This window comes from Enterobacter cloacae complex sp. SHL020, assembly GCF_049236945.1.
GTDB lineage: Bacteria > Pseudomonadota > Gammaproteobacteria > Enterobacterales > Enterobacteriaceae > Enterobacter > Enterobacter dykesii.
Map to the genome: position 1 here is coordinate 367,452 of NZ_JBMKJF010000002.1, position 23,009 is coordinate 390,460.

Sequence of the window (23,009 nt, forward strand, 5' to 3'; positions counted from 1 at the left end):
GGGAAGTGGCCGAATAATTAGGAATAACGCCGATGCCGTTAAGCCTTTATTCAACTATGTTGTGGTAAACTTTGCCTCGAATACTAAGAATGGTAATTGCATTGTGATTGTACGTAATACATTTTTCTCTATTTTGTTGTTTATTTTTGGGCAGTTAACGTTTTCTTCTGTTGCACAGGCAGAAGAAACCGCGACGGATAAAGGCTGGTTCTCAACCTTTACGGATAATGTTTCCCAGACCTGGACGGCACCTGAACATTATGATCTCTATGTCCCGGCAATAACGTGGCATGCGCGTTTTGCTTATGACAAAGAGAAAACCGATAAATACAACGAGCGTCCGTGGGGCGCAGGTTTTGGCCAGTCCCGCTGGGATGAAAAGGGAAACTGGCATGGCATCTATCTGATGGCCTTCAAAGACTCGTTTAATAAATGGGAGCCGATTGGGGGATATGGTTGGGAAAAAACCTGGCGCCCGCTAGCGGACGAGAACTTCCACGTCGGTTTGGGCTATACCGCCGGGGTCACTGCACGTGACAACTGGAAATACATTCCAATCCCGGTGCTGCTGCCTTTGGCCTCTATTGGCTATGGCCCCGCAACGTTCCAGATGACCTACATTCCGGGTACGTATAACAACGGTAACGTTTACTTCGCCTGGATGCGTTTTCAGTTTTAACTGACAAAACGTTACATACTGGTGAAAAAACGCGCAGGCGCTGATTCATAAGCGATAAAAATCTGTCAGTGAAAATTAACGCGACTTTAGTCACTTTTTATCAAAGATCCGCTGGACAAAAGGTCCCACAATTGATGTACTGATAACCGACACAGCATTTGTGTCGTTTTTTAATGTAAAGGTAATTTTGATGTCTAAGATTAAAGGTAACGTTAAGTGGTTTAATGAGTCCAAAGGATTCGGTTTCATTACTCCTGAAGATGGCAGCAAAGACGTGTTCGTACACTTCTCTGCAATCCAGTCTAATGGTTTCAAAACTCTGGCTGAAGGTCAGCGTGTAGAGTTCGAAATCACTAACGGTGCCAAAGGCCCTTCTGCTGCTAACGTAATCGCTCTGTAATTCAGACGCGTCAGCAAGAATTTCAAAACCCGCTCACTGAGCGGGTTTTTTTCGTTTTGAATCAGCCAAGCAGATACATTTTCAGGAAGCTGGCAACGATCAGCACGCTCAACAACACCATTCCTGCGCTCATCAGACTCTGTTTCATTCTGTCACCCTCGTTCAGTACTGCATCCAGAGTGACAGAGAAAAATTAAGCCAACATTAACGGTTCGGCTGTTAATGCGCGCTTGCGGAAGAAAAGAGCCAAAATGCGATCCCCGTCATCGCAAAGGATCCGAGCATGTTAATCGCGATATTCATCAGCGCCCAGCCAATGCGGCCTTCCTGAAAGAGAAAAACCGTTTCCGCAGAAAAGGTTGAGAAGGTGGTCAAACCGCCGCAGAATCCGGTGGTAATTAATACTTTCCACATTGGGTCGATGTGCGTCATTCGATTAAACCAGGCCAGCCCCATGCCAATGATGAAAGCACCAATCAGGTTTGCGGCAAGCGTCCCCATGGGAATCGCCTGATGCAGGGGGTTAAACCGCATACTCAGAAACCATCGCGCAACGCTACCCGTTCCCCCACCAATAAAAACGGCTAAAAGTAGTTGTAACACGCTAAATACCTGCTATTTGATGTGTAAGAGTAGCGAGTTTAACGCCGTTTATGATGAGGGGACAAATATGTATGTAGCGGTAGGGCAGTTTGCCGTCACGCCTGACTGGCGTGAGAATGCGAAAACATGCGTCAACCTGATGATGCAGGCCCGACAGAAAGGCGCGTCGCTGTTGGTTCTCCCCGAGGCGCTGCTGGCCAGAGCTGATAACGACCCGGATTTGTCCGTGAAGTCCGCGCAGCCGCTGGATGGCGAATTCTTACAGCAATTGCTCGCCCAAAGCGCAGGCAATACGATGACGACGATCTTAACGATCCATGTTCCCTCCACGCCGGGTCGCGCGGTGAATACGCTGGTGGCGATTCGTGACGGGACCATCGTCGCACGCTACGCCAAGCTTCACCTCTATGATGCGTTCAGCATCCAGGAGTCGCGTCGCGTTGACCCCGGAGACGATATCCCACCGCTGCTGGAGATTGACGGATTCAGGATCGGGCTGATGACCTGCTATGACCTGCGTTTTCCCGAGCTGGCGCTGCATCTGGCGCTGCAGGGGGCGGACGTACTGGTGCTGCCTGCCGCGTGGGTCAGAGGGCCGTTAAAAGAGCACCACTGGGCAACGCTGCTTGCGGCGCGCGCGCTGGATACCACCTGCTATGTCGTTGCCGCAGGAGAATGTGGCACGAAAAACATCGGGCAAAGCAGGGTAGTTGATCCGCTGGGGGTGACGATCGCCGCCACCGCTGAAGCCCCGGATTTGCTGGTGGCGAAGATAAACTCAGAAAGAATTGCGCTTGCGCGTCAGCAATTACCCGTTCTTCGTAATCGTCGGTTTGCGCCACCGCAATTATTGTGATGTTTTTTTCAACAATGCTTGATTCACCTTGTTACAGATTGCTATTGTGTGCACGCGCTAAATGACCGTTAATACATTCAGGTTTTGGCGCTGAATGCAGCCTGTTTTAAGTAAAGAAGGTATCTATGGGTGAGATTAGTATTACCAAACTGCTGGTGGTTGCCGCACTGGTCGTCCTGCTGTTTGGTACCAAGAAGTTACGCACGCTGGGTGGTGACCTGGGGGCTGCCATCAAAGGCTTTAAGAAAGCGATGAACGATGATGATGCAGCGGCGAAGAAAAGCGCCGAGGATGACGTCCCGGCAGACAAGCTTTCTCACAAAGAGTGACGGCAACGCCTGAGGGCTTGCGAAAAAAACCGGCTCATGAGGCCGGTTTTTTTGTATTACTGTAAATGAATATTACAGCATTATTTAACTTCTTCGCCTTTAGCCTGCATATCGGCATGGTATGAGGAGCGAACGAATGGGCCGCAGGCTGCGTGGGTGAAGCCCATCGCCATCGCTTCGGCTTTCATTTCATCGAACTCGTCCGGACTCACGTAGCGCTGTACCGGCAGGTGGTGGCGGCTTGGCTGCAGATACTGTCCCAGGGTCAACATGGTCACACCGTGGCGGCGAAGATCGCGCATCACCTCGATGATTTCATCATTGGTTTCACCCAGGCCCACCATCAGACCAGACTTGGTCGGAATATGCGGATGCGCTTCTTTGAAACGCTCCAGCAGCTTCAGGGACCAGTTGTAGTCTGCGCCCGGACGGACCTGACGGTAAAGACGCGGCACGTTTTCCAGGTTGTGGTTAAACACATCTGGCGGCGTTGCGGTGAGGATATCCAGCGCGCGGTCCATACGGCCACGGAAGTCAGGCACCAGCGTCTCGATTTTGATGTTAGGGCTTTTCTCACGAATGGCCGTAATGCAGTCGGCGAAGTGTTGAGCACCACCATCACGCAGGTCGTCACGGTCAACGGATGTGATAACCACATAACGCAGCGCCATGTCGGCGATGGTCTGCGCCAGTTTCTGGGGTTCGTTAGCATCAGGCGCGACTGGACGGCCATGAGCAACATCGCAGAACGGGCAGCGGCGGGTACAGATAGCACCCAGAATCATAAACGTCGCGGTACCGTGATTGAAACATTCAGCAAGGTTCGGGCAAGAGGCTTCTTCACAAACGGAGTGAAGGCCATTCTTGCGCATCGCCGCTTTGATCCCCTGGATACGCGAAGAGTCGGCCGGAAGTTTGATTTTCATCCATTCCGGTTTTCTTAACAGCGCCTCGCGCTCTGTAGCCACGTTTTTAACCGGGATAAGGGCCATTTTATCGGCATCGCGGTATTTAACACCGCGTTCCATCACAATGGGTTTACTCATAGCGTGCGTGTTCCAGTTGCGAATATCGAAGGAAAGCGTTTCAATTCAAGGGAATGTTGTATTTATCAACTATTTTTGAACGAACGACAGGCAGTATATCATTGAAACGGTCGTTAAAGCAGCCTGCCAGATCGCCAATTTGTAAAATAGTTGTTGTTTTGTGCCTTTTGCCCTGCGGGTTGCAGGGACTTGTGCTGGCTAAACCTGTCAGAAGGCCTGACGGATAATGCGGATGACGTTTTCCAGGACCGGATCGCGCAAACTCAGCTTGTTGTAATGCAGTGAAATCTCGATAGATTCCGCATTAAGCTGACTGAGCGGGATGCTTTCCAGCGGCCAGCATTTTTGTAGCAGGCTGTACAGGCGTGATGGCATAACGCACAGCATGTCGCTGCTGCCGATCAGGGATGCGGTGGTAAACATATTGTAACTGCTGAAGCTGATCTGACGTTCCGGGAAAATTTCATCAATACGCTGACGAAGTGCATGATTAGATTGTCCTTCGGTCATGAAAGATGAGTGGTCGTAGTTGCGCAGGTTTTCGATGGTTAACGGCTCGCTAAGAGCAGGATGCTGCTGGCGGCAAACCAGTACCAGGTTATCCGCATAAAGCACATTTTGCCCCAGAGCTCTGGCACTGAAGCTGCCGCTTTCAATAATCAGGTCCGTCTGGAACTGGGCAAGCTGAATGTCAGGGTCATTGAGAGGCACGTTGCGTAGCAGAAGCTGCGGCGCATGCTCTTTCACGGCCTGAAAGATCGCAGGCATGACCAGCACCCCTACAGAAGGGGAACAGCCGATGGTGATGGTTCGCTGCTTATCATAGCTTCCGGTTAAATCAAGTGCGCCCAGAATCGACTCAAGCCCCTGGCTGATGTACTCATGAAGATGGGTAGCGTAAGCCGTCGGCGTTACCCCCTGGCCCTTACGGATAAATAACGGGTCAGGAAATATAGCGCGAAGCTTTTGGATTGACTGACTTATTGCTGATGGCGTGAGATTAAGAATTTTCGCAGCGTTAACGATACCCTTATGGACATATACTGCCTCAAAAATAGTCAGTAAATTGAGATCAATATTACGTAAAGTCCGAAAAATTTGCGGCTTGTCTTCGCCACCGGGTTCATTCAGTCGTTTGGCCGGTAAATTATTATACTCCACGCTTTCACTCCGTATACATTCACAATATGAATGATAGTTGAATTTATTTATTATGCTTGTAGAGATTCGTAAACTGTTGGTTTTGTTTCACTTGTTCATCAAAAACAAACAGTTGTGTGATAATTGCTCACGTTACTTATGCCGTGTTTGCCATGCTTGCTGGAGGCTAAATAATATGTAGCGATAATATTCGGGCGCTTCGAAAATATAGAATCCGCGGATTATTGTAAAGCGTAAAAGCGGTAAATAAACAGCGGCCCGTCAAATTAGCGAGCCCTGTAGTATGATATATTAAGCAGGGATATATTCGTGCGGTGGACTGTTAAGTAGTGCTAACATATGCTTTAAAAGCACGGGACGAATATGTTCTGGCGTAGCGGTTTCAACCCACTGGCACATTTGCGTCATTTCCATGCCGGCGTAGCCGCAGGGGTTAATGCGCTGGAAAGGCGCGAGATCCATATTAATATTCAAGGCCAGGCCATGGAATGAGCAGCCTTTACGAATACGCAGCCCCAGAGAACAAATCTTCATTTCCCCAACGTAGACGCCCGGCGCATCGGCGCGCGGATGCGCGTCAATACCATATTCTGCCAGGGTGTTGACGACAGTGTTTTCAAGTAAGGTCACCAGTTCACGCACGCCCAGCTTTCTACGCTTCAGATTGAGCAGGACGTACATCACCTGCTGCCCGGGCCCATGATAAGTGACCTGACCGCCGCGATCGCTCTGGATAACCGGAATATCTCCCGTCATTAATAAATGTTCTGCTTTACCCGCCTGGCCTTGTGTAAATACCGGCAGGTGTTCGACCAGCCAGATTTCATCCGGGGTGCTGTCATCGCGTGAATCGGTGAAGTCATGCATGGCCTGGGAGACAGGCTCATAAGGTTGCAGCCCGAGGTGACGGACCAGAATTTTATCCTGATACAAAACTGTGTCTCCGAAGACGAGGGACAAAAGGTGTGGGGGAGTATATCACAGCGGGGGAGAGGGGTTACCCGGCAAACCGGGTAACCGCAAAGGGACTACAGCACCATACGAACAATTTCGATATTGCCGAGCTCTTCGTACAGCGTTTCCACCTGCTCAATGTGTGTCGCAGTGATGGTAATAGAAACCGAGTGGTAGTTGCCCTTGCTGCTTGGTTTTACTGACGGAGAGTAGTCACCCGGCGCATGGCGCTGTACCACTTCAACCACCTGATCAACCAGCTCAGGTTTCGCCAGACCCATTACTTTGTAGGTAAATGAGGTAGGGAATTCAAGCAGTTCGTTAAGTTTGGTTTTCATGTCAGCTCCGGCGTAACGTCAAAAAATAATAACTCCCACGTCAGGTGGGAGTTATCAGGATACTTAGTATATGGGGATCAAAATCACACTTTCAAGTGTTCAATTTTTAACCAAACCAGTGATGGAACATCAATTTAATGTAATCAATGATTTTGCCGAAGAAATTGCCTTCAGGAATTTCCTGCAGGACAACCAGCGGACGCTGATCGATCGTTTTGCCATCCAGCTGGAAGTTGATGGTACCCACAACCTGGTTTTTCTGCAGCGGGGCATGCAGCTCGGTGCTGTTCAGCACGTAGCTGGCTTTCAGATCCTTCATACGACCGCGTGGAATGGTCAGGTAGAGGTCTTTATCAACGCCGAGTGAAGCACGGTCGTTGTCGCCGAACCAGACGGGTTCAGACGCAAACTCTTTGCCTGCTTTCAGTGGGTTCACGGTTTCGAAGAAGCGGAAGCCCCAGGTCAGCAGTTTCTTGCTTTCGGTTTCACGACCTTTAAAGGTGCGGCCGCCCATCACGGCAGAGATCAGACGCATCTGACCTTCAGTGGCAGAGGCCACCAGGTTATAGCCCGCTTTGTCGGTGTGGCCAGTTTTGATGCCGTCAACGTTCAGGCTGTTATCCCACAGCAGGCCGTTACGGTTGGTCTGACGAATACCGTTGAAGGTGAACTCTTTCTCTTTATAAATAGAGTATTCATTAGGGACATCGCGGATCAGCGCCTGACCAATCAGCGCCATATCACGTGCGGAGCTGTACTGACCGTCTGCGTCCAGGCCGTGTACGGTCTGGAAATGGCTGTTTTTCAGACCCAGCGCATTCACGTAGCTGTTCATCAGGCCCACGAATGCGTCCTGGCTACCGGCGGCGAAATCGGCCATCGCCACGCAGGCATCGTTACCCGACTGCAGGTTGATACCGCGAATCAGCTGGGAAACAGGAACCTGCATACCCGGCTTCAGGAACATCAGAGAGGAACCTTTGAAAACAGGGTTCCCGGTTGCCCACGCATCGTTACCGATGGTGACCAGATCCGATTCTTTGAATTTACCAGCCTTCATCGCCTGGCCGATAACGTAGCTGGTCATCATTTTGGTCAGGCTGGCCGGGTCACGGCGGGCATCGGCATTCTGTTCTGCCAGCACTTTGCCAGAGTTGTAATCGATCAGGATATAGGATTCCGCGTCGATTTGCGGAACGCCAGGGATCATGGTCTTGATATTCAGGTCATCGGCGTGAGCTGCAGAGAGCGCAGCCGCGCAAAGGGCCGTGGTCAGCGCCATGCGCTGCACAAAACGAGCAGAAAAAGTGGTCTTCATGGTCAGAACTACGACATCCGTGATGGAATTAAAAAAAAGTGCCTTACTATAGCAAATGCTATTCAGGCAGGCATCCGACTTTAAGCATGAGTTTGTGAATGTGTTTTACACAAACTGACAATTCGGATACCGCCGGTTAATTATTTCGCAACAGCGATAAATGACTGAAGTTGAGCTTCATTCTGCAGACGCTGCTGCAGGGACACGGCCTGCGATTTGCTGGCAAACGGTCCCATCTGAATGCGCCAGACCGCGCCGTTCTGCTCAACGCGTCCCGGTACGCCAAACTGCTGGCTCAGACGCTGTTGGTACTGCTTGGCCCGGGCCTGATCGCTCACTGCGCCTACCTGAACCATATAGCTGCCGCTGGCCGCTGCTGGAGCCGCCACCGCCGCACTTTGCGTGGCCGCTGGCGCCGTTACGGGAGCCGGCTGAGTTGCTGGTGCCGCAACGGGAGCAGGGGCTGGAGTCGGCTCACTGCCTTCCAGCACGCCTGAGGCTAAGGTCGTCGGTGCGCCAAGAAAACCGCTACTCTTTACCGGCGCACCGGTAGAATCCTCGCTTTGCAGCGTGTCATTGCTGATCGGGCGTATTTCTCCCCCCGGCTGAGCAGGCTCTGCCGGAGACGAGACGCTTCCCATTCCGCCGTCAAGATTTGGGCGGTCAGGAAGGGCATAGGTCTGTTTTGCCACCGTCGTACACGCGGTTCCCGGCCCGGAGAGCGAACCATCCTGCGCGACGATAATCGGGTCAATACGGACCTTGGTGTTGTTTGAGGTGTTCAGGCGATCGGCAGACGCGCGCGACAGGGAAATCACACGGTCATTCCCGTACGGGCCGCGGTCGTTGATACGCACGACGATCATGCGGCCATTCGCCAGGTTGGTGATACGGGCGTAGCTCGGGATCGGCAGCGTCGGATGTGCTGCCGTCAGCTGCATTGGGTCGAACGCTTCCCCGGAAGCCGTCAGGTTACTGCCTGGCTCGGCATCATAAATGGCGGCAAAGCCCGCCTGGCTGAAACGGGAAGGATCCTGAACAATTTTATAGCTTTTGCCGTCGCGCTCGTAATCCTGATTGGCACTGGCATTCAGCGGTTCATAAACGGGATCGGCACCGCTGATTTCAACGATCGGGCCATTACACACCGCAGGCTGCGGCGGCGCGACGGTTGCCTGTTGCTGACCATCATCACTTGTGCATGCCGCAAGTAAACTTGCCGCGATGCAGATCCCCAGCCACTGCTTACGCATTCCGATCCCCTTATTTTTATACGCTTTTTGACAACATTTTTCTGTGGGTATGGATCGACATCACGATACCAAACCCGGCCATCAACACGATCAGTGCCGAGCCTCCGTAACTCACCAGCGGCAGCGGTACGCCTACCACCGGCAGAATACCACTCACCATACCAATATTTACGAAGACATAAACGAATAAAATCAGCATCAACCCGCCGGCCATGACGCGACCAAAAGTGGTTTGCGCGCGCGCTGCAATCCACAATCCCCGCATGATCAGCAGGACGTACAGCGCCAGCAATATTAAGATGCCAACCAGCCCCAGCTCTTCCGCCAGTACGGCAAAGATAAAGTCGGTGTGGCGTTCCGGTAAAAACTCCAGCTGCGACTGCGTGCCGTGCAGCCAGCCTTTACCGCGCAGGCCGCCGGAGCCAATCGCAATCTTGGACTGAATAATATGATAGCCCGCGCCCAGCGGATCGGTTTCCGGATCGAGCAGCATCATGACGCGCTGGCGCTGGTAATCATGCATCAGGAAGAACCAGAGGATAGGAATGAACGCCGCAATCAGCACCACCGCGATACCAATCAGGCGCCAGCTCAGTCCTGACAGGAAAAGGACAAACAGGCCGGAGAGGGCGATAAGAATTGAGGTGCCAAGGTCAGGCTGCGCCGCAACCAGCAGCGTCGGCAGGAAAATAAGCACCAGCGCGATGGCGGTATTTTTCAGAGACGGTGGACAGACGTCGCGGTTGATAAAGCGTGCCACCATCAACGGAACGGCGATTTTGGCTATTTCCGAGGGCTGGAAGCGGACAACGCCCAGATCCAGCCAGCGCTGCGCGCCTTTTGAAATGGCGCCAAACGCATCTACCGCAACCAGCAAAATAATACAGAAGATGTAGAGATAGGGGGCCCAGCCTTCGTACACGCGCGGCGGGATTTGCGCCATCACCACCATGATGATCAGACCCATGGCGATCTGGCCGATTTTGCGCTCCATCATGCCGATGTCCTGGCCGCTGGCGCTCCAGATAACCAGGGCGCTGTAAACCAGCAGAGCCAGCAGGATCAGCAGCATGGCTGGGTCGATGTGGATTTTATCCCACAGCGATTTTTTATTTGGATTATCCGTCATGATTATTGGTCCTCCGCCGCAGCGGCGGCCGGGTTTTCAGCCGGCAGTTCGGTGTTGTTATCACCCAGCATAATGTGGTCAAGGATCTGGCGCATGATGGTCCCTACTGCTGGCCCGGCACCGCCGTTCTCCAGAATCATCGCCACCGCGACCTGCGGGTTATCATAAGGGGCAAACGCCGTCATCAGCTTATGGTCACGCAGACGTTCAGCAATGCGGTGCGCGTTATAGGTTTCGTTGGCTTTCAGACCAAACACCTGCGCAGTACCGGATTTCGCGGCCACTTTATACGGCGTACCGGCGAAGTACTTATGCGCGGTACCGTTCGGGCGATTTGCCACGCCGTACATACCGTCTTTCGCAATTTCCCAGAAGCCGGAATGAATGTCTCCCACCGGGGCCTCGTGCGGCTGATTCCACGGCACTTTTTTGCCGTCTTCAACCGTGCTCTGCAGCAGATGAGGCACTTTTACCACGCCGTCATTGATGAGAATCATCATGGCCTTGTTCATCTGAAGCGGCGTTGCCGTCCAGTAGCCCTGACCGATACCCACCGGAATGGTGTCACCCTGATACCACGGTTTTTTAAAGCGCTTCAGCTTCCATTCACGCGTTGGCATGTTGCCAGAACGTTCTTCTGAAAGGTCAACACCGGTGTAATGCCCGTAGCCGAATTTGCTCATCCACTCTGACAGGCGGTCGATACCCATGTCATACGCCACCTGATAGAAGAAGGTATCCGCGGATTCCTCCAGCGATTTGGTGACGTTCAGATGACCGTGGCCCCATTTTTTCCAGTCACGATAGCGCTTATCTGAACCCGGCAGCTGCCACCAGCCCGGGTCAAACAGGCTGGTATTACGGTTGATGACGCCGGCACTCAGCGCAGAGACCGCCACGTACGGTTTAACCGTGGATGCTGGCGGGTAAACCCCTTGCGTCGCGCGGTTCACCAGCGGCGTGTTCGGGTCATTCAGCAGACCGGAATAGTCTTTACTGGAAATGCCGTCAACAAAGAGGTTCGGGTCATAGCTAGGCATGGAGACCATCGCCAGGATGCCGCCGGTACGAGGATCGGTGACCACAACGGCTGCACGGCTGCCCGCCAGCAGGGTTTCGATGTACTGCTGAAGTTTAAGATCGAGCGTCAGATAGACGTCATGCCCCGCCTGAGGTGGCACTTCTTTCAGCTGGCGGATCACGCGGCCGCGGTTGTTAACTTCAACCTCTTCATAGCCGGTTTGCCCGTGCAGAACGTCTTCGTAGTAACGTTCGATCCCCAGCTTACCGATATCGTGCGTAGCAGCGTAGTTGGCCAGCTTGCCGTCTTTATCAAGGCGGTCGACGTCTTTGTCGTTAATCTTGGAAACGTAGCCAATCACATGCGTCAGCGCTGAGCCGTAGGGATAGTAGCGACGCTTATATCCCTTCACTTCCACGCCGGGGAAACGGTACTGATTCACAGCAAAGCGGGCCACCTGGACTTCCGTCAGATTGGTTTTAACCGGAATCGAGGTGAAACGGTGAGAGCGGGCGCGCTCTTTTTTGAAGGCCGCAATATCGTCATCGTTAAGGTCGACAACGCTTTTCAGCGCTTCCAGCGTATCCTGAACATTATCGACTTTTTCCGGCATCATCTCGATTTGATAGATGGTGCGGTTTAACGCCAGCGGGGTGCCGTTACGATCGTAAATAATGCCGCGGCTCGGTGCGATAGGCACCAGCTTAATGCGGTTTTCGTTTGAACGCGTCTGGTAGTCGGTAAAGCGGACAATTTGCAGATTATAGAGGTTGGCGATCAGCACGCCGGTAAGCAGCAAAATCCCGGTAAAGGCGACCAGCGCCCGGCGCACAAACAGCGCGGACTCAGCCGTATAGTCGCGAAAAGAATTCTGTAGTTTCATCCGCTGCTTAATCTACCCTGGTCAGTCATTACTCGCGGTGATAGGGGTGGTTGGTAGTAATGCTCCACGCGCGATACAGGCTTTCTGCCACCAGTACCCGAACGAGCGGGTGGGGAAGCGTCAGCGCGGAGAGAGACCAACTTTGTTCAGCCGCCGCTTTGCAGGCAGGGGATAACCCTTCTGGTCCACCAATCAACAGACTGACGTCACGACCATCCTGCTTCCAGCGCTCCAGTTCTTGCGCCAGCTGCGGCGTATCCCAGGGTTTACCTGGAATATCGAGGGTGACGATGCGGTTTTTGCCTGCGGCAGCCAGCATCAGTTCGCCCTCTTTATCGAGAATACGTTTGATATCAGCGTTCTTGCCGCGCTTACCGGCGGGAATTTCCACCAGCTCGAACGGCATGTCTTTTGGAAAACGACGCAGATATTCAGTAAAACCGGTTTGTACCCAGTCCGGCATTTTGGTGCCGACGGCGACCAGCTGTAACTTCACGCATTAACCCCAGAGTTTTTCCAGCTCATACAGGCGACGGCTCTCGTCCTGCATGACGTGGACAATCACATCGCCGAGGTCGACTACCACCCAGTCAGCCGTCGCTTCACCTTCAACGCCCAGCGGCAACAGCCCTGCTGCACGCGATTCCTGAACCACGTGATCGGCAATTGAAACAACATGACGCGTCGATGTACCGGTGCAGATGATCATGCAGTCGGTAATACTGGATTTACCCTTAACGTCGATAGCGATGATGTCCTGACCTTTCAGGTCATCAATTTTGTCAATAACAAAATCCTGGAGTGCTTTACCCTGCAAGTTTTCCCCCTGGGGTGAATGAGATTGTAAAACTTTGAATTCGTAGCCAGACAGTATACCTGAACTCACGCCTGCGTCGGGACAAATGTCTCCGGCCGGGCTTTTGAAGGCGGGTATCATCCCACCCTCCGCCTGAGATTGCATTGCCATTTTTGTAAAACAATTTCTGTAAAGCAATGATCGGCGGGAAAGTCTGGCAGCGGAGAATAACAGTATGGCTTACCCTGTCAAGGCAGGATAAACAATAAGCCGCTTTTTATGCTCTCCGGCTATTCATCTGCGCTTTTCTGATACAAACCGTGCGCGTGGATATAGGCCAGCACCGGGGTCGGCAGCAGATCGTCACACGCTAAACCCTGCTGTAAACGCTCGCGAATGAGGGTCGCAGAGATATCGAACCACGGCGTTTCCGCCAGATAGATCTTCCCGGCAGGCTGGTTGTGAAGATCTTCGACATTATCGGTGAGGTGATCTTCCAGCCACTGCTGGTACTGCTCTTCACGCATGGTCAGCGGATAGCCAGGACGGCGGCAGACGAGCAGGTGGCTGTTCTCCAGAATGGTTTCATACTGATGCCACGTAGGGAAATTCAGCAGGGAATCCTGGCCGATGATAAAAGCCAGCGGCTGGTCTGGTCCTTGTTCGGCGCGCCACTCCTGAAGCGTCTGAGACGTCCAGGAGGGCGTGTCGCGACGCAGCTCACGCTCGTCAAGTCGGAACAGCGGTTTATCTGCGATGGCAAGGGCAAGCATCTCTTTTCGCTGCTCGCTGGTCGCCTCGGGCTGGGGACGATGGGGCGGGACATTGTTGGGCATGATGGTGACGCGCTGAAGGCCGATCAGATTCGCCAGAATTTCAACCGGCTTCAGGTGCCCGTAATGGACCGGGTCGAAGGTGCCGCCATATAAGGCCTGTAAAGAATGCATGCTATCCATCAATAAAAACGTCTGCCAGCGCCTTGTGGCAGAGCAGCAGAGAAAGGCTTTCCAGCTCCGCCCAGACCGACTGGCCATAATCTTGTTTTAACGTGAGCTCAGCGCGCATCAGAAGCTGCACAGCCTGACGAAGCTGTTCATGACTCAGGCGGTTGACGGCCTCGGTGATCAAAGCCCGGCGATTTTGCCACACGCGGTGTTTATCAAACAGCGAACGCAGCGGCGTATGGGCAGACTGACGCTTGAGCGTAATCAGCAGCAGCAATTCGCGCTGTAGCGTACGCAGCAGAATAACCGGTTCGCTCCCTTCGAGACGCAGCTGTTGCAGAATATGCAGGGCGCGTTTGCTCTTCGCCGACAGCAGCGCGTCCACCCAGTGGAACGGCGTGAAGTGCGCCGCGTCGTTAACGGCCTGCTCGACGCGCGGTAAGGTCAGCTTGCCATCCGGCCAGAGCAGGGAGAGTCTGTCCAGCGCCTGCGCCAGGGCCAGCAGGTTACCTTCATAGCAGTAGCAGAGCAGTTGGTTCGCCGCATCATCCAGCTGAAGGTTGTTCTGCTTCGCTCTCGCTGCCACCCATTTTGGGAGATGCGCCTGTTCAGGCGTCTGACAGGTGACCTGCACCGCGTGGGCTGCGAGTTGGGTGAACCACGCCGCATTTTCCTGCGCTTTGGTGAGCTTGTTGCCGCGCACAATCAGCAGCAGATCGCTGTGAAGCAGGCTGACCAGCGTGGCCAGCTGTTCATTGATGGCCGCGTTAGGACCGTTCTCCGGCAGCAGGATCTGAATAGTCTGGCGTGACGCAAAAAGGCTCATCGCCTGACAGAGTGAGAAGAGGGCATTCCAGTCGGTGTTGTTATCCAGCTGGACGGTGTGGTGTTCATCGAAGCCCTGAGAGGTGGCCTCATGCCGCACGGCATCCAGGCTTTCCTGAAGTAATAACGGATCGTTTCCAAGAAGCAGATACGCCGCGCGCAGCCCTTCTTTGAGCTGCGCGCGGAGTTGTTCAGGATACAGCCTGATCATCATTTACCCAGAGAGTTAGCAGCAGGAAGCGTGCCAGCAACCGGTTTTTCAACAATGTCAGAGCCTTGTCGGGTAGACGCTGCAATACCTGGCAGTTTACGGATCAGCTGTTCCGCCGCCTTGTCGTACATTTCGTTGATGATAATCTGCTGTTCGGCATCTTTTGCCAGCGCCGTCTGCGGGTTATCGAAGAACGAACGGTACACTTTCGCGCTGATCGGGTAGATGTCTTTACCCGGGATCAGGACCGCTGCGTTGACCGTCAGCACCATCTGATATTCAGCTGTACGACCGTCCTGGAAGATAGAGGCCGTATCTCTCGACAGACCTCCTCCGAGGATACGCAGAGACGGTACATCCTGGCGCAGCGTTTGTTTCTCAACAAGCTCAACGCCGTTCAGACGCAGCTGATTACGAACTGCCCGGCTGAGTGGACCATTCGGATCTGATGAGTCGAAAATCATCGTTTTCATCTCAGCAGGCACTGCCGTGGTATTGCGCAGGTGCCAGCCACAGCCAGCGGTGACAAGCACCGCCAGTGATAAGAGTATTGTTGCCAGTTGTCGCACGTTTCCTCCCGCGCTTAGCCAACGACCAGATTGAGCAGTTTACCCGGTACGTAGATCACTTTACGTACGGTAACGCCCTCAAGATATTTTGCGACCAGAGGTTCCTGGCCCGCGCGCTCGCGAACCTGTTCTTCGGTTGCATCGACCGCCACGGTAATTTTACCGCGGACTTTGCCGTTTACCTGGACCACAACCAGCGTCGTGTTTTCCACCATCGCGGCTTCGTCAGCCTGCGGCCACGGCGCGTTGTCGATATCGCCTTCGCCTTTCAGCTCCTGCCACAGGGTAAAGCTAACGTGCGGAGTGAACGGGTTCAGCATGCGAACAACGGCCAGCAGCGCTTCACGCATGAGGGCACGATCCTGCTCACCGTCCTGCGGGGCTTTCGCCAGCTTGTTCATCAGTTCCATAATAGCCGCAATTGCGGTATTGAAGGTCTGACGACGACCAATATCATCGGTCACTTTTGCAATCGTTTTATGAACATCGCGACGCAGCGCCTGCTGATCTTCAGTCAGTGCTGCGGCGTTCAGCGCCGGGGCATCGCCCAGTGCAGTGTGTTCGTAAACCAGTTTCCAGACGCGTTTCAGGAAGCGGTTTGCGCCTTCCACGCCAGACTCCTGCCATTCCAGGGTCATGTCGGCCGGAGAGGCAAACATCATGAACAGACGCACGGTATCCGCACCGTAACGCTCAACCATCACCTGCGGGTCGATACCGTTGTTTTTCGACTTGGACATCTTGCTCATGCCGGTATAGACCAGTTCATGACCTTCGGCGTCTTTCGCCTTAACGATACGGCCCTTCTCGTCGCGCTCGACGATCGCATCAACCGGAGAAACCCAGTTACGCTCGCCGTTAGCACCGACGTAATAGAACGCATCCGCCAGTACCATGCCCTGACACAGCAGCTGTTTTGCTGGTTCGTCAGAGTTCACCATACCTGCATCGCGCATCAGTTTGTGGAAGAAGCGGAAGTAGAGCAGGTGCATGATGGCGTGTTCGATGCCGCCGATGTAGATATCTACCGGCAGCCAGTAGTTTGCCGCATCGGAATCGAGCATACCGTCCTGATACTGCGGGCAGGTGTAGCGCGCGTAGTACCAGGATGACTCCATAAAGGTGTCAAAAGTGTCGGTTTCACGCAGCGCAGGCTGACCGTTGACGGTGGTTTTTGCCCACTCAGGATCGGCTTTGATCGGGCTGGTGATACCGTCCATGACCACGTCTTCCGGCAGGATCACCGGGAGCTGATCTTCCGGCGTTGGCATCACGGTGCCATCTTCCAGCGTCACCATTGGAATTGGCGCACCCCAGTAACGCTGACGGGACACGCCCCAGTCGCGCAGACGGAAGTTAACTTTACGCTCGCCCACGCCCAGAGAGGCCAGCTTATCGGCGATGGCGTTGAAGCCCTCTTCGAAGCTCAGGCCGCTGAATTCACCGGAGTTGAACAGGGTACCTTTTTCGGTCAGCGCTTGTTCGGACAGATCGGGTTCAGAACCATCGGCGGCCAGAATAACGGCTTTGATCGGCAGGCTGTATTTGGTGGCAAACTCGTAGTCGCGCTGGTCGTGTCCCGGTACGGCCATTACCGCGCCTGTACCGTACTCCATCAGCACGAAGTTCGCTGCCCAGACCGGAATCGCTTCGCCAGTCAGTGGATGCTTCGCATAGAAGCCTGTCGCGACGCCTTTTTTCTCCATCGTCGCCATGTCGGCTTCGGCCACTTTGGTGTTGCGGCACTCGTCGATGAAGGTCGCCAGTTCCGGGTTGTTCTCTGCCGCTTTCTGCGCCAGCGGGTGACCTGCGGCCACGGCCAGGTAGGTCGCGCCCATGAAGGTGTCCGGACGGGTGGTGTAGACGGTCAGGGTCTGGTCGTAGTTCTCAACGTTGAAGGTAATCTCCACGCCTTCAGAACGGCCGATCCAGTTGCGCTGCATGGTCTTAACGGTATCTGGCCAGTGATCCAGGTTATCCAGATCGTTCAGCAGCTCATCAGCGTAAGCGGTGATTTTGATAAACCACTGTGGGATCTCTTTACGCTCAACTTTGGTGTCACAGCGCCAGCAGCAGCCGTCGATAACCTGTTCGTTAGCGAGAACGGTCTGGTCATTCGGACACCAGTTAACGGCAGAGGTCTTCTTATACACCAGTCCTTTTTTATACAGCTCGGTGAAGAACTTCTGCTCCCAGCGATAGTATTCCGGGGTACAGGTTGCCAGCTCGCGGCTCCAGTCATAGCCAAAGCCCAGCATTTTGAGCTGGTTTTTCATGTACGCGATGTTGTCGTACGTCCACGGTGCCGGCGCGGTGTTGTTTTTGACCGCCGCGCCTTCCGCAGGCAGACCGAACGCATCCCAGCCGATAGGCTGCAGAACGTTTTTACCCAGCATGCGCTGGTAGCGTGCAATCACATCGCCGATGGTGTAGTTACGCACATGGCCCATGTGTAGTCGACCAGAAGGATAGGGAAGCATCGACAGGCAGTAATACTTCTCTTTGCTCTCGTCTTCGGTTACTTCAAAGGTGCGCTTCTCGTCCCAGTGTTGCTGGACTTTTGATTCTATCTCTTCCGGGCGGTATTGCTCTTGCATGGCAGCCAGTGGTCCTGTTTTCAATACAGCTACAAATGTAGCCAATGGATGTGGTAATTCAGATCCGCATAGCATAGCCCAAACGCCCGCGTCAAAACAGCCTTTCGCACAAATGCGCTTTGCAGGAATTTACCGGGTCTGTGCTTCACCTGACAAAGCGGCGCTGAAATAAGGTCTATTATTAGAAATAGTTACTTACCCGGGAGGCAAAATGATGAACAAGGTTGCTCAATTTTACCGCGAACTGGTGGCGACACTGACGGAACGGCTGCGTAACGGCGAGCGAGATATCGACGCGCTGGTGGAGCAAGCGCGTGCCCGCGTGACGCAAACGGGTGAGTTAACGCGAACCGAAGTGGAAGAGGTGACGCGCGCCGTGCGTCGCGATCTGGAAGAGTTTGCGCGCAGCTACCAGGAGAGTCAGGAGGAGGTCACGGACAGCGTTTTTATGCGGGTGATTAAAGAGAGCCTGTGGCAAGAGCTGGCCGACATCACGGATAAAACGCAGCTGGAGTGGCGCGAGGTCTTTCAGGATTTGAACCATCACGGTGTTTATCACAGTGGTGAGGTGGTCGGCTTGGGAAATCTGGTGTGCGAGAATTGCCACCACCATATTGCGGTATATACGCCGGATGTCCTGCCGCTGTGTCCGAAATGCGGCCACGATCAGTTTCAGCGTCGTCCGTTTGAGCCCTAAATAAAAGCGCAGGTTTGCTCCCTCTCCCCTTGGGAGAGGGCATCAGGCCGCACTATAGTAAGCAAGCCTCTCCGCCAGTAAATCCACAAACGCCTCGCGATCGATGTCCACCATCACCGTGGTATTCGGCTTATTCCCCGTCAGCGAGTAGTAATCTACCACCGTCATTCCCTGGGTGTATTTTCCCTGCGTCTCAACACCAACCCATCTGTCCACCGTGGTGAACATCTCCGGCTTAAGTAGCCAGGCAATGGTGCACGGGTCGTGCAGCGGCGCGCCGTGGAAGCCCCACTTCTCGGCTTTGTGATACTCCATAAAGAAGTCGAGCAGCTCGGCCACGGTTGTCGCGACCGTATTACCCACGGAGCGGAATCGCTCAATATCGTCCGCCATAATCTGCGCGCGATGGGTAACGTCCAGCCCCGCCATCACAATCGGTAAGCCGGACTGGAAGACAATTTCCGCCGCTTCCGGGTCGACAAAGATGTTGAACTCCGCCGCAGGCGTCCAGTTCCCCAGCCCCATGGCCCCGCCCATAATCACAATACGGGCAATTTTATTATGCAGCTCAGGATGGCTGTTCAGCAGCAGCGCAACGTTGGTTTGCGGTCCTGTTGCCACCAGCGTCACCGGTTCTGCGCTTTCGCGCAGCACCTTTGCCATCAGCTCCACTGCGGTACAGTCATGCGGCGCAAATCCCGGCTCCGGCAGTGCCGGACCGTCCAGCCCGCTTTCACCATGAACGTTGTCGGCAATAATTAGCTCGCGCATCAGCGGCTTCACGGCCCCGCCGGCGACAGGAATGTCGGTGCGTTTGAGCAGCGTGAGCATACGCAGCACGTTGCGCAGGGTTTTGTCAGGCGTCTGATTTCCGGCGGATGAGGTGACGGCTTTTACCTCGAGTTCAGGGGAGGCAAGAGCGAGGACGAGCGCGATCGCGTCGTCATGACCCGGATCGCAATCGAGAATAATAGGCTGTGCCATAGCGTTCTCCATACGTAGCGTAATTTTGTGACAAGGTTAACGCTGCAATGTGACGCCGACGAGAGGAACTGAGTGAAAGCGTGAAGCAGTGCGCAATCCGCAGATTGCGCACCGGGAAGATTAGTGCAGGATTTTCGCAAGGAAGTCTTTGGCGCGGTCGGATTTCGGGTTAGCGAAGAACTCTTCTTTCGGTGAGTCTTCGACAATTTTTCCTTCGTCCATAAAGATCACGCGGTTGGCCACTTTACGGGCGAAGCCCATTTCGTGGGTCACCACCATCATGGTCATCCCTTCGTGAGCCAGCTCGACCATCACGTCCAGCACTTCGTTGATCATCTCTGGATCGAGCGCCGACGTTGGCTCATCAAACAGCATTGCCACTGGATCCATACACAGCGCACGGGCGATCGCCACACGCTGCTGTTGGCCGCCAGAAAGCTGTGCCGGGAACTTATCGGCATGCGCCGAGAGCCCAACGCGTTCCAAGAGCTTCAGACCTTTCTCGCGCGACGCTTTTTTATCACGCTTAAGCACTTTTACCTGCGCCAGCGTCAGGTTCTCAATAATGGAGAGGTGAGGGAACAGCTCAAAATGCTGGAACACCATGCCAACGTGAGAGCGAAGCTGAGCGAGGTTGGTTTTCTTGTCGTTGACCTTGGTGCCGTTGACGACGATCTCACCCTGCTGCACCGGCTCCAGTCCGTTGACGGTTTTAATCAGCGTCGATTTACCGGAGCCGGACGGCCCGCATACCACCACCACGTCGCCTTTTTTGACTTCGGTGGAGCAGTCGGTCAGCACCTGAAAGTGCCCATACCATTTAGAAACATTCTTCAGGGAAATCATTATACCGTCCTTTTCTTCAGCCAGCTGACCAACAGCGATGCGCTTAAACTAATCACAAAATAGACCGCACCCGCAAAGAGCACCATCTCGACCTGCGTACCATCACGTTCACCGATGGTTGACGCGGTACGGAAGAAGTCAGCCAGACTCAGAACGTAGACCAGCGAGGTATCCTGGAACAGCACGATGCCCTGGGTGAGCAGGAGCGGAACCATGGCGCGAAACGCCTGCGGCAGAATAATGAGCTGCATGGACTGCCAGTGCGTCATCCCCAGCGCCAGCGCGGCGCTGGATTGCCCGCGGGAGATACTCTGAATGCCCGCTCGGATAATCTCCGAGTAGTAAGCGGCCTCGAACATTGAGAACGCCACCATGGCGGAGATCAGACGGATATCGGTTTTCGGCGACAGCCCCAGCACGTTCTGCAGGAAGCCGGGCACAATCAGGTAAAACCACAGCAGCACCATCACCAGCGGGATGGAGCGGAACACGTTAACGTAGGCGGTCGCGAACCAGGCGAGCGGCTTAAAGCTCGACAGGCGCATGACGGCCAGCAGGGTGCCCCAGACGATACCAATGATGATGGCAATGACGGTGATTTTTAAGGTAATCACCAGGCCATCAAGCAGGTAAGGCATGGATGGAACGATAGAACTCCAGTCAAATTCGTACATTATTTGCCCCCCAGATTACCCGGCAGGCGGATTTTGCGTTCAACCAGGTTCATCACCAGCATGATGAAAGCGTTAATCAGAACATACGCGAGCGTGATCGCGGTGAAGGATTCCCACGCGTGAGCAGAGTAATCCAGCAGCTTGCCCGCCTGCGCGGCCATGTCGACCAGGCCGATAGTCGAGGCGATGGCCGAGTTTTTCACCAGGTTCATCATCTCAGAGGTCATCGGTGGAACGATAACGCGGTAGGCGTTAGGCAGCAGCACGTAGCGGTAAGTTTGGGGCAGCGTCAGGCCCATCGCCAGGCCCGCGTTTTTTTGTCCGCGCGGCAATGACTGAATGGCGGCACGCACCTGCTCGCAAACGCGCGCAGCGGTAAACAGCCCCAGACACATCATGGAGGAGACAAAGAACTGCACGTTCGGATCCAGTTCCGACTTGAACCACATGCCAATATTTTCCGGCAGCAGTTCCGGGATAACCAGATACCAGGTAAAGAATTGCACGATCAGCGGAACGTTACGGAACAGTTCCACATACAGGGTGCCAAGCGTTGATAGAAAACGGTTAGGGACGGTGCGCAGAATACCGAACAAAGAACCGACAAGAAACGCGATAATCCACGCCGTTATCGATAATGCCACGGTAACCTGAAAGCCGCTCCACAGCCAGCCAAGATAGGTGGTGTTGCCGAACGGGGCTTGTTGCAGGAATATGCCCCAGTTCCAGTCTATTGACATAATAAACTCCAGAAAAAAAAGGGTAGCAGCGCTACCCTCGAAGATTGGTGAGAAGCTCATTTTTCGCGCTGAGTGGGGAACGACCACTCAACGTATAGTCTGTCCATGCTTCCCGACAATCGAGAGGGCAGGAGATCCCGCCCCTGTAGTTCTAATTAGTTAAGAGCCTTGTCATTTGGAGATTTGAACAGCGCTTTCATGTCGTCAGACAGTTCAAAATTCATGTTCAGGTTTTTTGGCGGAATCGGGTTCTTGAACCACTTGTCGAACCATTTCTCCGCTTCGCCGGAGGTCTGCACCTGAGCGATGGTGTCATCGATCAGCTTTTTGAACTGCGGATCGTCTTTACGCATCATACAGCCGTAGGCTTCTTTGGACTGCGCGGTACCGACGATATCCCAGTTGTCTGGTTTTTTCGCTTTCGCACGTTCGCCCGCCAGCAGGGCATCATCCATCATAAACGCGACGGCACGACCGCTTTCCAGGGTACGGAAGGAGTCGCCATGGTCTTTCGCGCTGATGATGCGCATATCCATTTTCTTCTCGTCGTTCAGCTTGTGCAGCAGCACTTCTGACGTGGTGCCGGAGGTCACAACAACCGCTTTCCCTTTCAGGTCAGCGAAGTCTTTGATCTCACCGCCTTTCTTCGTCAGCAGACGGGTGCCCACGACAAAGATGGTGTCCGAGAAGGCAGCCTGTTTCTGACGCTCGAGGTTGTTGGTGGTGGAGCCACACTCGAAGTCAAAGGTGCCGTTTTGCAGCAGTGGAATACGGTTCTGTGAAGTGATTGGGATCAGCTTCACCTGCAGGTCAGGTTTGTTCAGCTTTTTCTTCACAGCTTCAACGATGGCGTTGGAGTAATCCTGTGAATAGCCCACGACTTTTTGCGTGTTGTCGTAGTAAGAGAACGGGACTGAAGATTCACGGTGGCCGACCACGATCACGCCGTTTTTGGCAATCTTGTCGAGAGTGCTGCCTGCTGCCGGAGCATCTTCAGCGTGAACCACGCCTGCAGACATTCCCATTACCAGCATTGCTGTGGCCAGTTTACGTAATTGCATACCCAACTCCTTTTTTATCAGCGCCAGCGACGCATTGATACCCATTGTGATGTTGTTATATCTCGCGCAGTGCGAGTGCAGTGTTATGCAAGCTT

General features: G+C 53.9%; 25 protein-coding genes. 5 read left to right on the forward strand and 20 right to left on the reverse strand.

Going from position 1 to position 23,009, the window contains the following annotated elements; translation table 11 throughout:
* The first annotated feature begins 103 nt into the window (after positions 1-103).
* Together pagP and cspE are read left to right on the forward strand one after the other, a co-directional pair.
* Entirely contained in the window at positions 104-679 is a 576-nt protein-coding gene (pagP, locus tag ACOTZB_RS06825) for a lipid IV(A) palmitoyltransferase PagP (RefSeq protein ID WP_126329010.1), read from the forward strand.
* A gap of 190 nt (positions 680-869) precedes the next feature.
* On the forward strand, positions 870-1,079 hold the full coding sequence (gene cspE / locus ACOTZB_RS06830; protein WP_002439184.1) for a transcription antiterminator/RNA stability regulator CspE: 210 nt from the start codon (positions 870-872) through the stop codon (positions 1,077-1,079).
* 219 nt (positions 1,080-1,298) lie between these two features.
* Here cspE and crcB read toward each other — a convergent pair whose 3' ends face one another.
* Positions 1,299-1,682, reverse strand: coding sequence for a fluoride efflux transporter CrcB (gene crcB / locus ACOTZB_RS06835; RefSeq protein WP_047650569.1), 384 nt, complete (start codon positions 1,680-1,682; stop codon positions 1,299-1,301).
* Between the two features lie 67 nt (positions 1,683-1,749).
* Here crcB and ACOTZB_RS06840 point away from each other — a divergent pair, with 67 nt between their 5' ends.
* Together ACOTZB_RS06840 and tatE are read left to right on the forward strand one after the other, a co-directional pair.
* The gene (locus ACOTZB_RS06840) at positions 1,750-2,538 is read left to right on the forward strand and encodes a deaminated glutathione amidase (RefSeq protein WP_421626772.1); all 789 of its coding nucleotides are present in this window, start codon (positions 1,750-1,752) and stop codon (positions 2,536-2,538) included.
* Between the two features lie 125 nt (positions 2,539-2,663).
* Positions 2,664-2,867, forward strand: a complete 204-nt coding sequence (gene tatE / locus ACOTZB_RS06845; RefSeq protein ID WP_023310742.1) for a twin-arginine translocase subunit TatE — start codon at positions 2,664-2,666, stop codon at positions 2,865-2,867.
* An 80-nt stretch (positions 2,868-2,947) separates the two neighbouring features.
* Here the strand turns inward: tatE and lipA are convergent, their stop codons facing one another.
* The 14 genes from lipA to leuS all read right to left on the reverse strand — a co-directional run bounded on the left by lipA (position 2,948) and on the right by leuS (position 17,912).
* Positions 2,948-3,913, reverse strand: coding sequence for a lipoyl synthase (gene lipA / locus ACOTZB_RS06850; RefSeq protein ID WP_013097595.1), 966 nt, complete (start codon positions 3,911-3,913; stop codon positions 2,948-2,950).
* 207 nt (positions 3,914-4,120) lie between these two features.
* Positions 4,121-5,074 (reverse strand): YbeF family transcriptional regulator, encoded by a 954-nt coding sequence (locus tag ACOTZB_RS06855; protein WP_421626773.1) that lies wholly within the window; start codon positions 5,072-5,074, stop codon positions 4,121-4,123.
* A gap of 291 nt (positions 5,075-5,365) precedes the next feature.
* Entirely contained in the window at positions 5,366-6,007 is a 642-nt protein-coding gene (gene lipB, locus ACOTZB_RS06860; protein WP_421626774.1) for a lipoyl(octanoyl) transferase LipB, read from the reverse strand.
* A gap of 95 nt (positions 6,008-6,102) precedes the next feature.
* The gene (ybeD, locus tag ACOTZB_RS06865; RefSeq protein WP_006177135.1) at positions 6,103-6,366 is read right to left on the reverse strand and encodes a DUF493 family protein YbeD; all 264 of its coding nucleotides are present in this window, start codon (positions 6,364-6,366) and stop codon (positions 6,103-6,105) included.
* Between the two features lie 106 nt (positions 6,367-6,472).
* On the reverse strand, positions 6,473-7,684 hold the full coding sequence (gene dacA / locus ACOTZB_RS06870) for a D-alanyl-D-alanine carboxypeptidase DacA (protein WP_032638844.1): 1,212 nt from the start codon (positions 7,682-7,684) through the stop codon (positions 6,473-6,475).
* A 140-nt stretch (positions 7,685-7,824) separates the two neighbouring features.
* Complete coding sequence (rlpA, locus tag ACOTZB_RS06875; protein WP_421626775.1) at positions 7,825-8,937, reverse strand: endolytic peptidoglycan transglycosylase RlpA; 1,113 nt, start codon at positions 8,935-8,937, stop codon at positions 7,825-7,827.
* Positions 8,938-8,953: 16 nt separating this feature from the next.
* On the reverse strand, positions 8,954-10,066 hold the full coding sequence (gene mrdB, locus ACOTZB_RS06880) for a peptidoglycan glycosyltransferase MrdB (protein WP_023310746.1): 1,113 nt from the start codon (positions 10,064-10,066) through the stop codon (positions 8,954-8,956).
* A gap of 2 nt (positions 10,067-10,068) precedes the next feature.
* Entirely contained in the window at positions 10,069-11,970 is a 1,902-nt protein-coding gene (mrdA, locus tag ACOTZB_RS06885) for a peptidoglycan DD-transpeptidase MrdA (RefSeq protein ID WP_032638848.1), read from the reverse strand.
* Between the two features lie 28 nt (positions 11,971-11,998).
* Positions 11,999-12,466 carry a 23S rRNA (pseudouridine(1915)-N(3))-methyltransferase RlmH gene (gene rlmH, locus ACOTZB_RS06890; RefSeq protein ID WP_023310748.1) on the reverse strand — a complete coding sequence of 156 codons (468 nt, stop codon included), beginning with the start codon at positions 12,464-12,466 and terminating at the stop codon, positions 11,999-12,001.
* A gap of 3 nt (positions 12,467-12,469) precedes the next feature.
* Complete coding sequence (gene rsfS / locus ACOTZB_RS06895; protein ID WP_023334893.1) at positions 12,470-12,787, reverse strand: ribosome silencing factor; 318 nt, start codon at positions 12,785-12,787, stop codon at positions 12,470-12,472.
* Positions 12,788-13,056: 269 nt separating this feature from the next.
* Complete coding sequence (gene nadD / locus ACOTZB_RS06900; RefSeq protein WP_029740134.1) at positions 13,057-13,722, reverse strand: nicotinate-nucleotide adenylyltransferase; 666 nt, start codon at positions 13,720-13,722, stop codon at positions 13,057-13,059.
* On the reverse strand, positions 13,715-14,746 hold the full coding sequence (gene holA, locus ACOTZB_RS06905; RefSeq protein ID WP_421626938.1) for a DNA polymerase III subunit delta: 1,032 nt from the start codon (positions 14,744-14,746) through the stop codon (positions 13,715-13,717). The genes nadD and holA overlap by 8 nt, the downstream gene beginning before the upstream one ends.
* Positions 14,746-15,315, reverse strand: a complete 570-nt coding sequence (lptE, locus tag ACOTZB_RS06910; RefSeq protein WP_047650577.1) for an LPS assembly lipoprotein LptE — start codon at positions 15,313-15,315, stop codon at positions 14,746-14,748. The genes holA and lptE overlap by 1 nt, the downstream gene beginning before the upstream one ends.
* A gap of 14 nt (positions 15,316-15,329) precedes the next feature.
* Complete coding sequence (gene leuS, locus ACOTZB_RS06915) at positions 15,330-17,912, reverse strand: leucine--tRNA ligase (protein ID WP_033144930.1); 2,583 nt, start codon at positions 17,910-17,912, stop codon at positions 15,330-15,332.
* Between the two features lie 214 nt (positions 17,913-18,126).
* Between leuS and ACOTZB_RS06920 the strand changes: the two genes are divergently transcribed.
* The gene (locus ACOTZB_RS06920) at positions 18,127-18,609 is read left to right on the forward strand and encodes a zinc ribbon-containing protein (RefSeq protein WP_032661386.1); all 483 of its coding nucleotides are present in this window, start codon (positions 18,127-18,129) and stop codon (positions 18,607-18,609) included.
* A 42-nt stretch (positions 18,610-18,651) separates the two neighbouring features.
* Here ACOTZB_RS06920 and rihA read toward each other — a convergent pair whose 3' ends face one another.
* The 5 genes from rihA to ACOTZB_RS06945 form a co-directional block, all read right to left on the reverse strand.
* Positions 18,652-19,593 (reverse strand): pyrimidine-specific ribonucleoside hydrolase RihA, encoded by a 942-nt coding sequence (rihA, locus tag ACOTZB_RS06925; RefSeq protein WP_193804838.1) that lies wholly within the window; start codon positions 19,591-19,593, stop codon positions 18,652-18,654.
* 120 nt (positions 19,594-19,713) lie between these two features.
* Complete coding sequence (locus tag ACOTZB_RS06930) at positions 19,714-20,439, reverse strand: amino acid ABC transporter ATP-binding protein (RefSeq protein ID WP_010428605.1); 726 nt, start codon at positions 20,437-20,439, stop codon at positions 19,714-19,716.
* A complete protein-coding gene (gene gltK, locus ACOTZB_RS06935; protein ID WP_014883002.1) occupies positions 20,439-21,113 on the reverse strand; it encodes a glutamate/aspartate ABC transporter permease GltK in 675 nt (224 codons plus the stop codon). Before gltK ends, ACOTZB_RS06930 begins: the two co-directional genes overlap by 1 nt.
* Positions 21,113-21,853, reverse strand: coding sequence for an amino acid ABC transporter permease (locus tag ACOTZB_RS06940; RefSeq protein ID WP_023310756.1), 741 nt, complete (start codon positions 21,851-21,853; stop codon positions 21,113-21,115). Before ACOTZB_RS06940 ends, gltK begins: the two co-directional genes overlap by 1 nt.
* A 155-nt stretch (positions 21,854-22,008) precedes the next feature.
* The gene (locus ACOTZB_RS06945) at positions 22,009-22,914 is read right to left on the reverse strand and encodes an amino acid ABC transporter substrate-binding protein (protein WP_193804837.1); all 906 of its coding nucleotides are present in this window, start codon (positions 22,912-22,914) and stop codon (positions 22,009-22,011) included.
* Between the last annotated feature and the right edge of the window lie 95 nt (positions 22,915-23,009).

Coding starts and splice junctions, on each gene's coding strand:
- cspE (WP_002439184.1), top strand. CDS start 870: ATGTCTAAGATTAAAGGTAACGTTAAGTGGTTTAATGAGTCCAAAGGA.
- ACOTZB_RS06840 (WP_421626772.1), top strand. CDS start 1,750: ATGTATGTAGCGGTAGGGCAGTTTGCCGTCACGCCTGACTGGCGTGAG.
- tatE (WP_023310742.1), top strand. CDS start 2,664: ATGGGTGAGATTAGTATTACCAAACTGCTGGTGGTTGCCGCACTGGTC.
- lipA (WP_013097595.1), bottom strand. CDS start 3,913: ATGAGTAAACCCATTGTGATGGAACGCGGTGTTAAATACCGCGATGCC.
- ybeD (WP_006177135.1), bottom strand. CDS start 6,366: ATGAAAACCAAACTTAACGAACTGCTTGAATTCCCTACCTCATTTACC.
- dacA (WP_032638844.1), bottom strand. CDS start 7,684: ATGAAGACCACTTTTTCTGCTCGTTTTGTGCAGCGCATGGCGCTGACC.
- rlpA (WP_421626775.1), bottom strand. CDS start 8,937: ATGCGTAAGCAGTGGCTGGGGATCTGCATCGCGGCAAGTTTACTTGCG.
- mrdB (WP_023310746.1), bottom strand. CDS start 10,066: ATGACGGATAATCCAAATAAAAAATCGCTGTGGGATAAAATCCACATC.
- mrdA (WP_032638848.1), bottom strand. CDS start 11,970: ATGAAACTACAGAATTCTTTTCGCGACTATACGGCTGAGTCCGCGCTG.
- nadD (WP_029740134.1), bottom strand. CDS start 13,722: ATGGATAGCATGCATTCTTTACAGGCCTTATATGGCGGCACCTTCGAC.
- holA (WP_421626938.1), bottom strand. CDS start 14,746: ATGATCAGGCTGTATCCTGAACAACTCCGCGCGCAGCTCAAAGAAGGG.
- leuS (WP_033144930.1), bottom strand. CDS start 17,912: ATGCAAGAGCAATACCGCCCGGAAGAGATAGAATCAAAAGTCCAGCAA.
- ACOTZB_RS06920 (WP_032661386.1), top strand. CDS start 18,127: ATGAACAAGGTTGCTCAATTTTACCGCGAACTGGTGGCGACACTGACG.
- rihA (WP_193804838.1), bottom strand. CDS start 19,593: ATGGCACAGCCTATTATTCTCGATTGCGATCCGGGTCATGACGACGCG.
- ACOTZB_RS06930 (WP_010428605.1), bottom strand. CDS start 20,439: ATGATTTCCCTGAAGAATGTTTCTAAATGGTATGGGCACTTTCAGGTG.
- gltK (WP_014883002.1), bottom strand. CDS start 21,113: ATGTACGAATTTGACTGGAGTTCTATCGTTCCATCCATGCCTTACCTG.
- ACOTZB_RS06940 (WP_023310756.1), bottom strand. CDS start 21,853: ATGTCAATAGACTGGAACTGGGGCATATTCCTGCAACAAGCCCCGTTC.
- ACOTZB_RS06945 (WP_193804837.1), bottom strand. CDS start 22,914: ATGCAATTACGTAAACTGGCCACAGCAATGCTGGTAATGGGAATGTCT.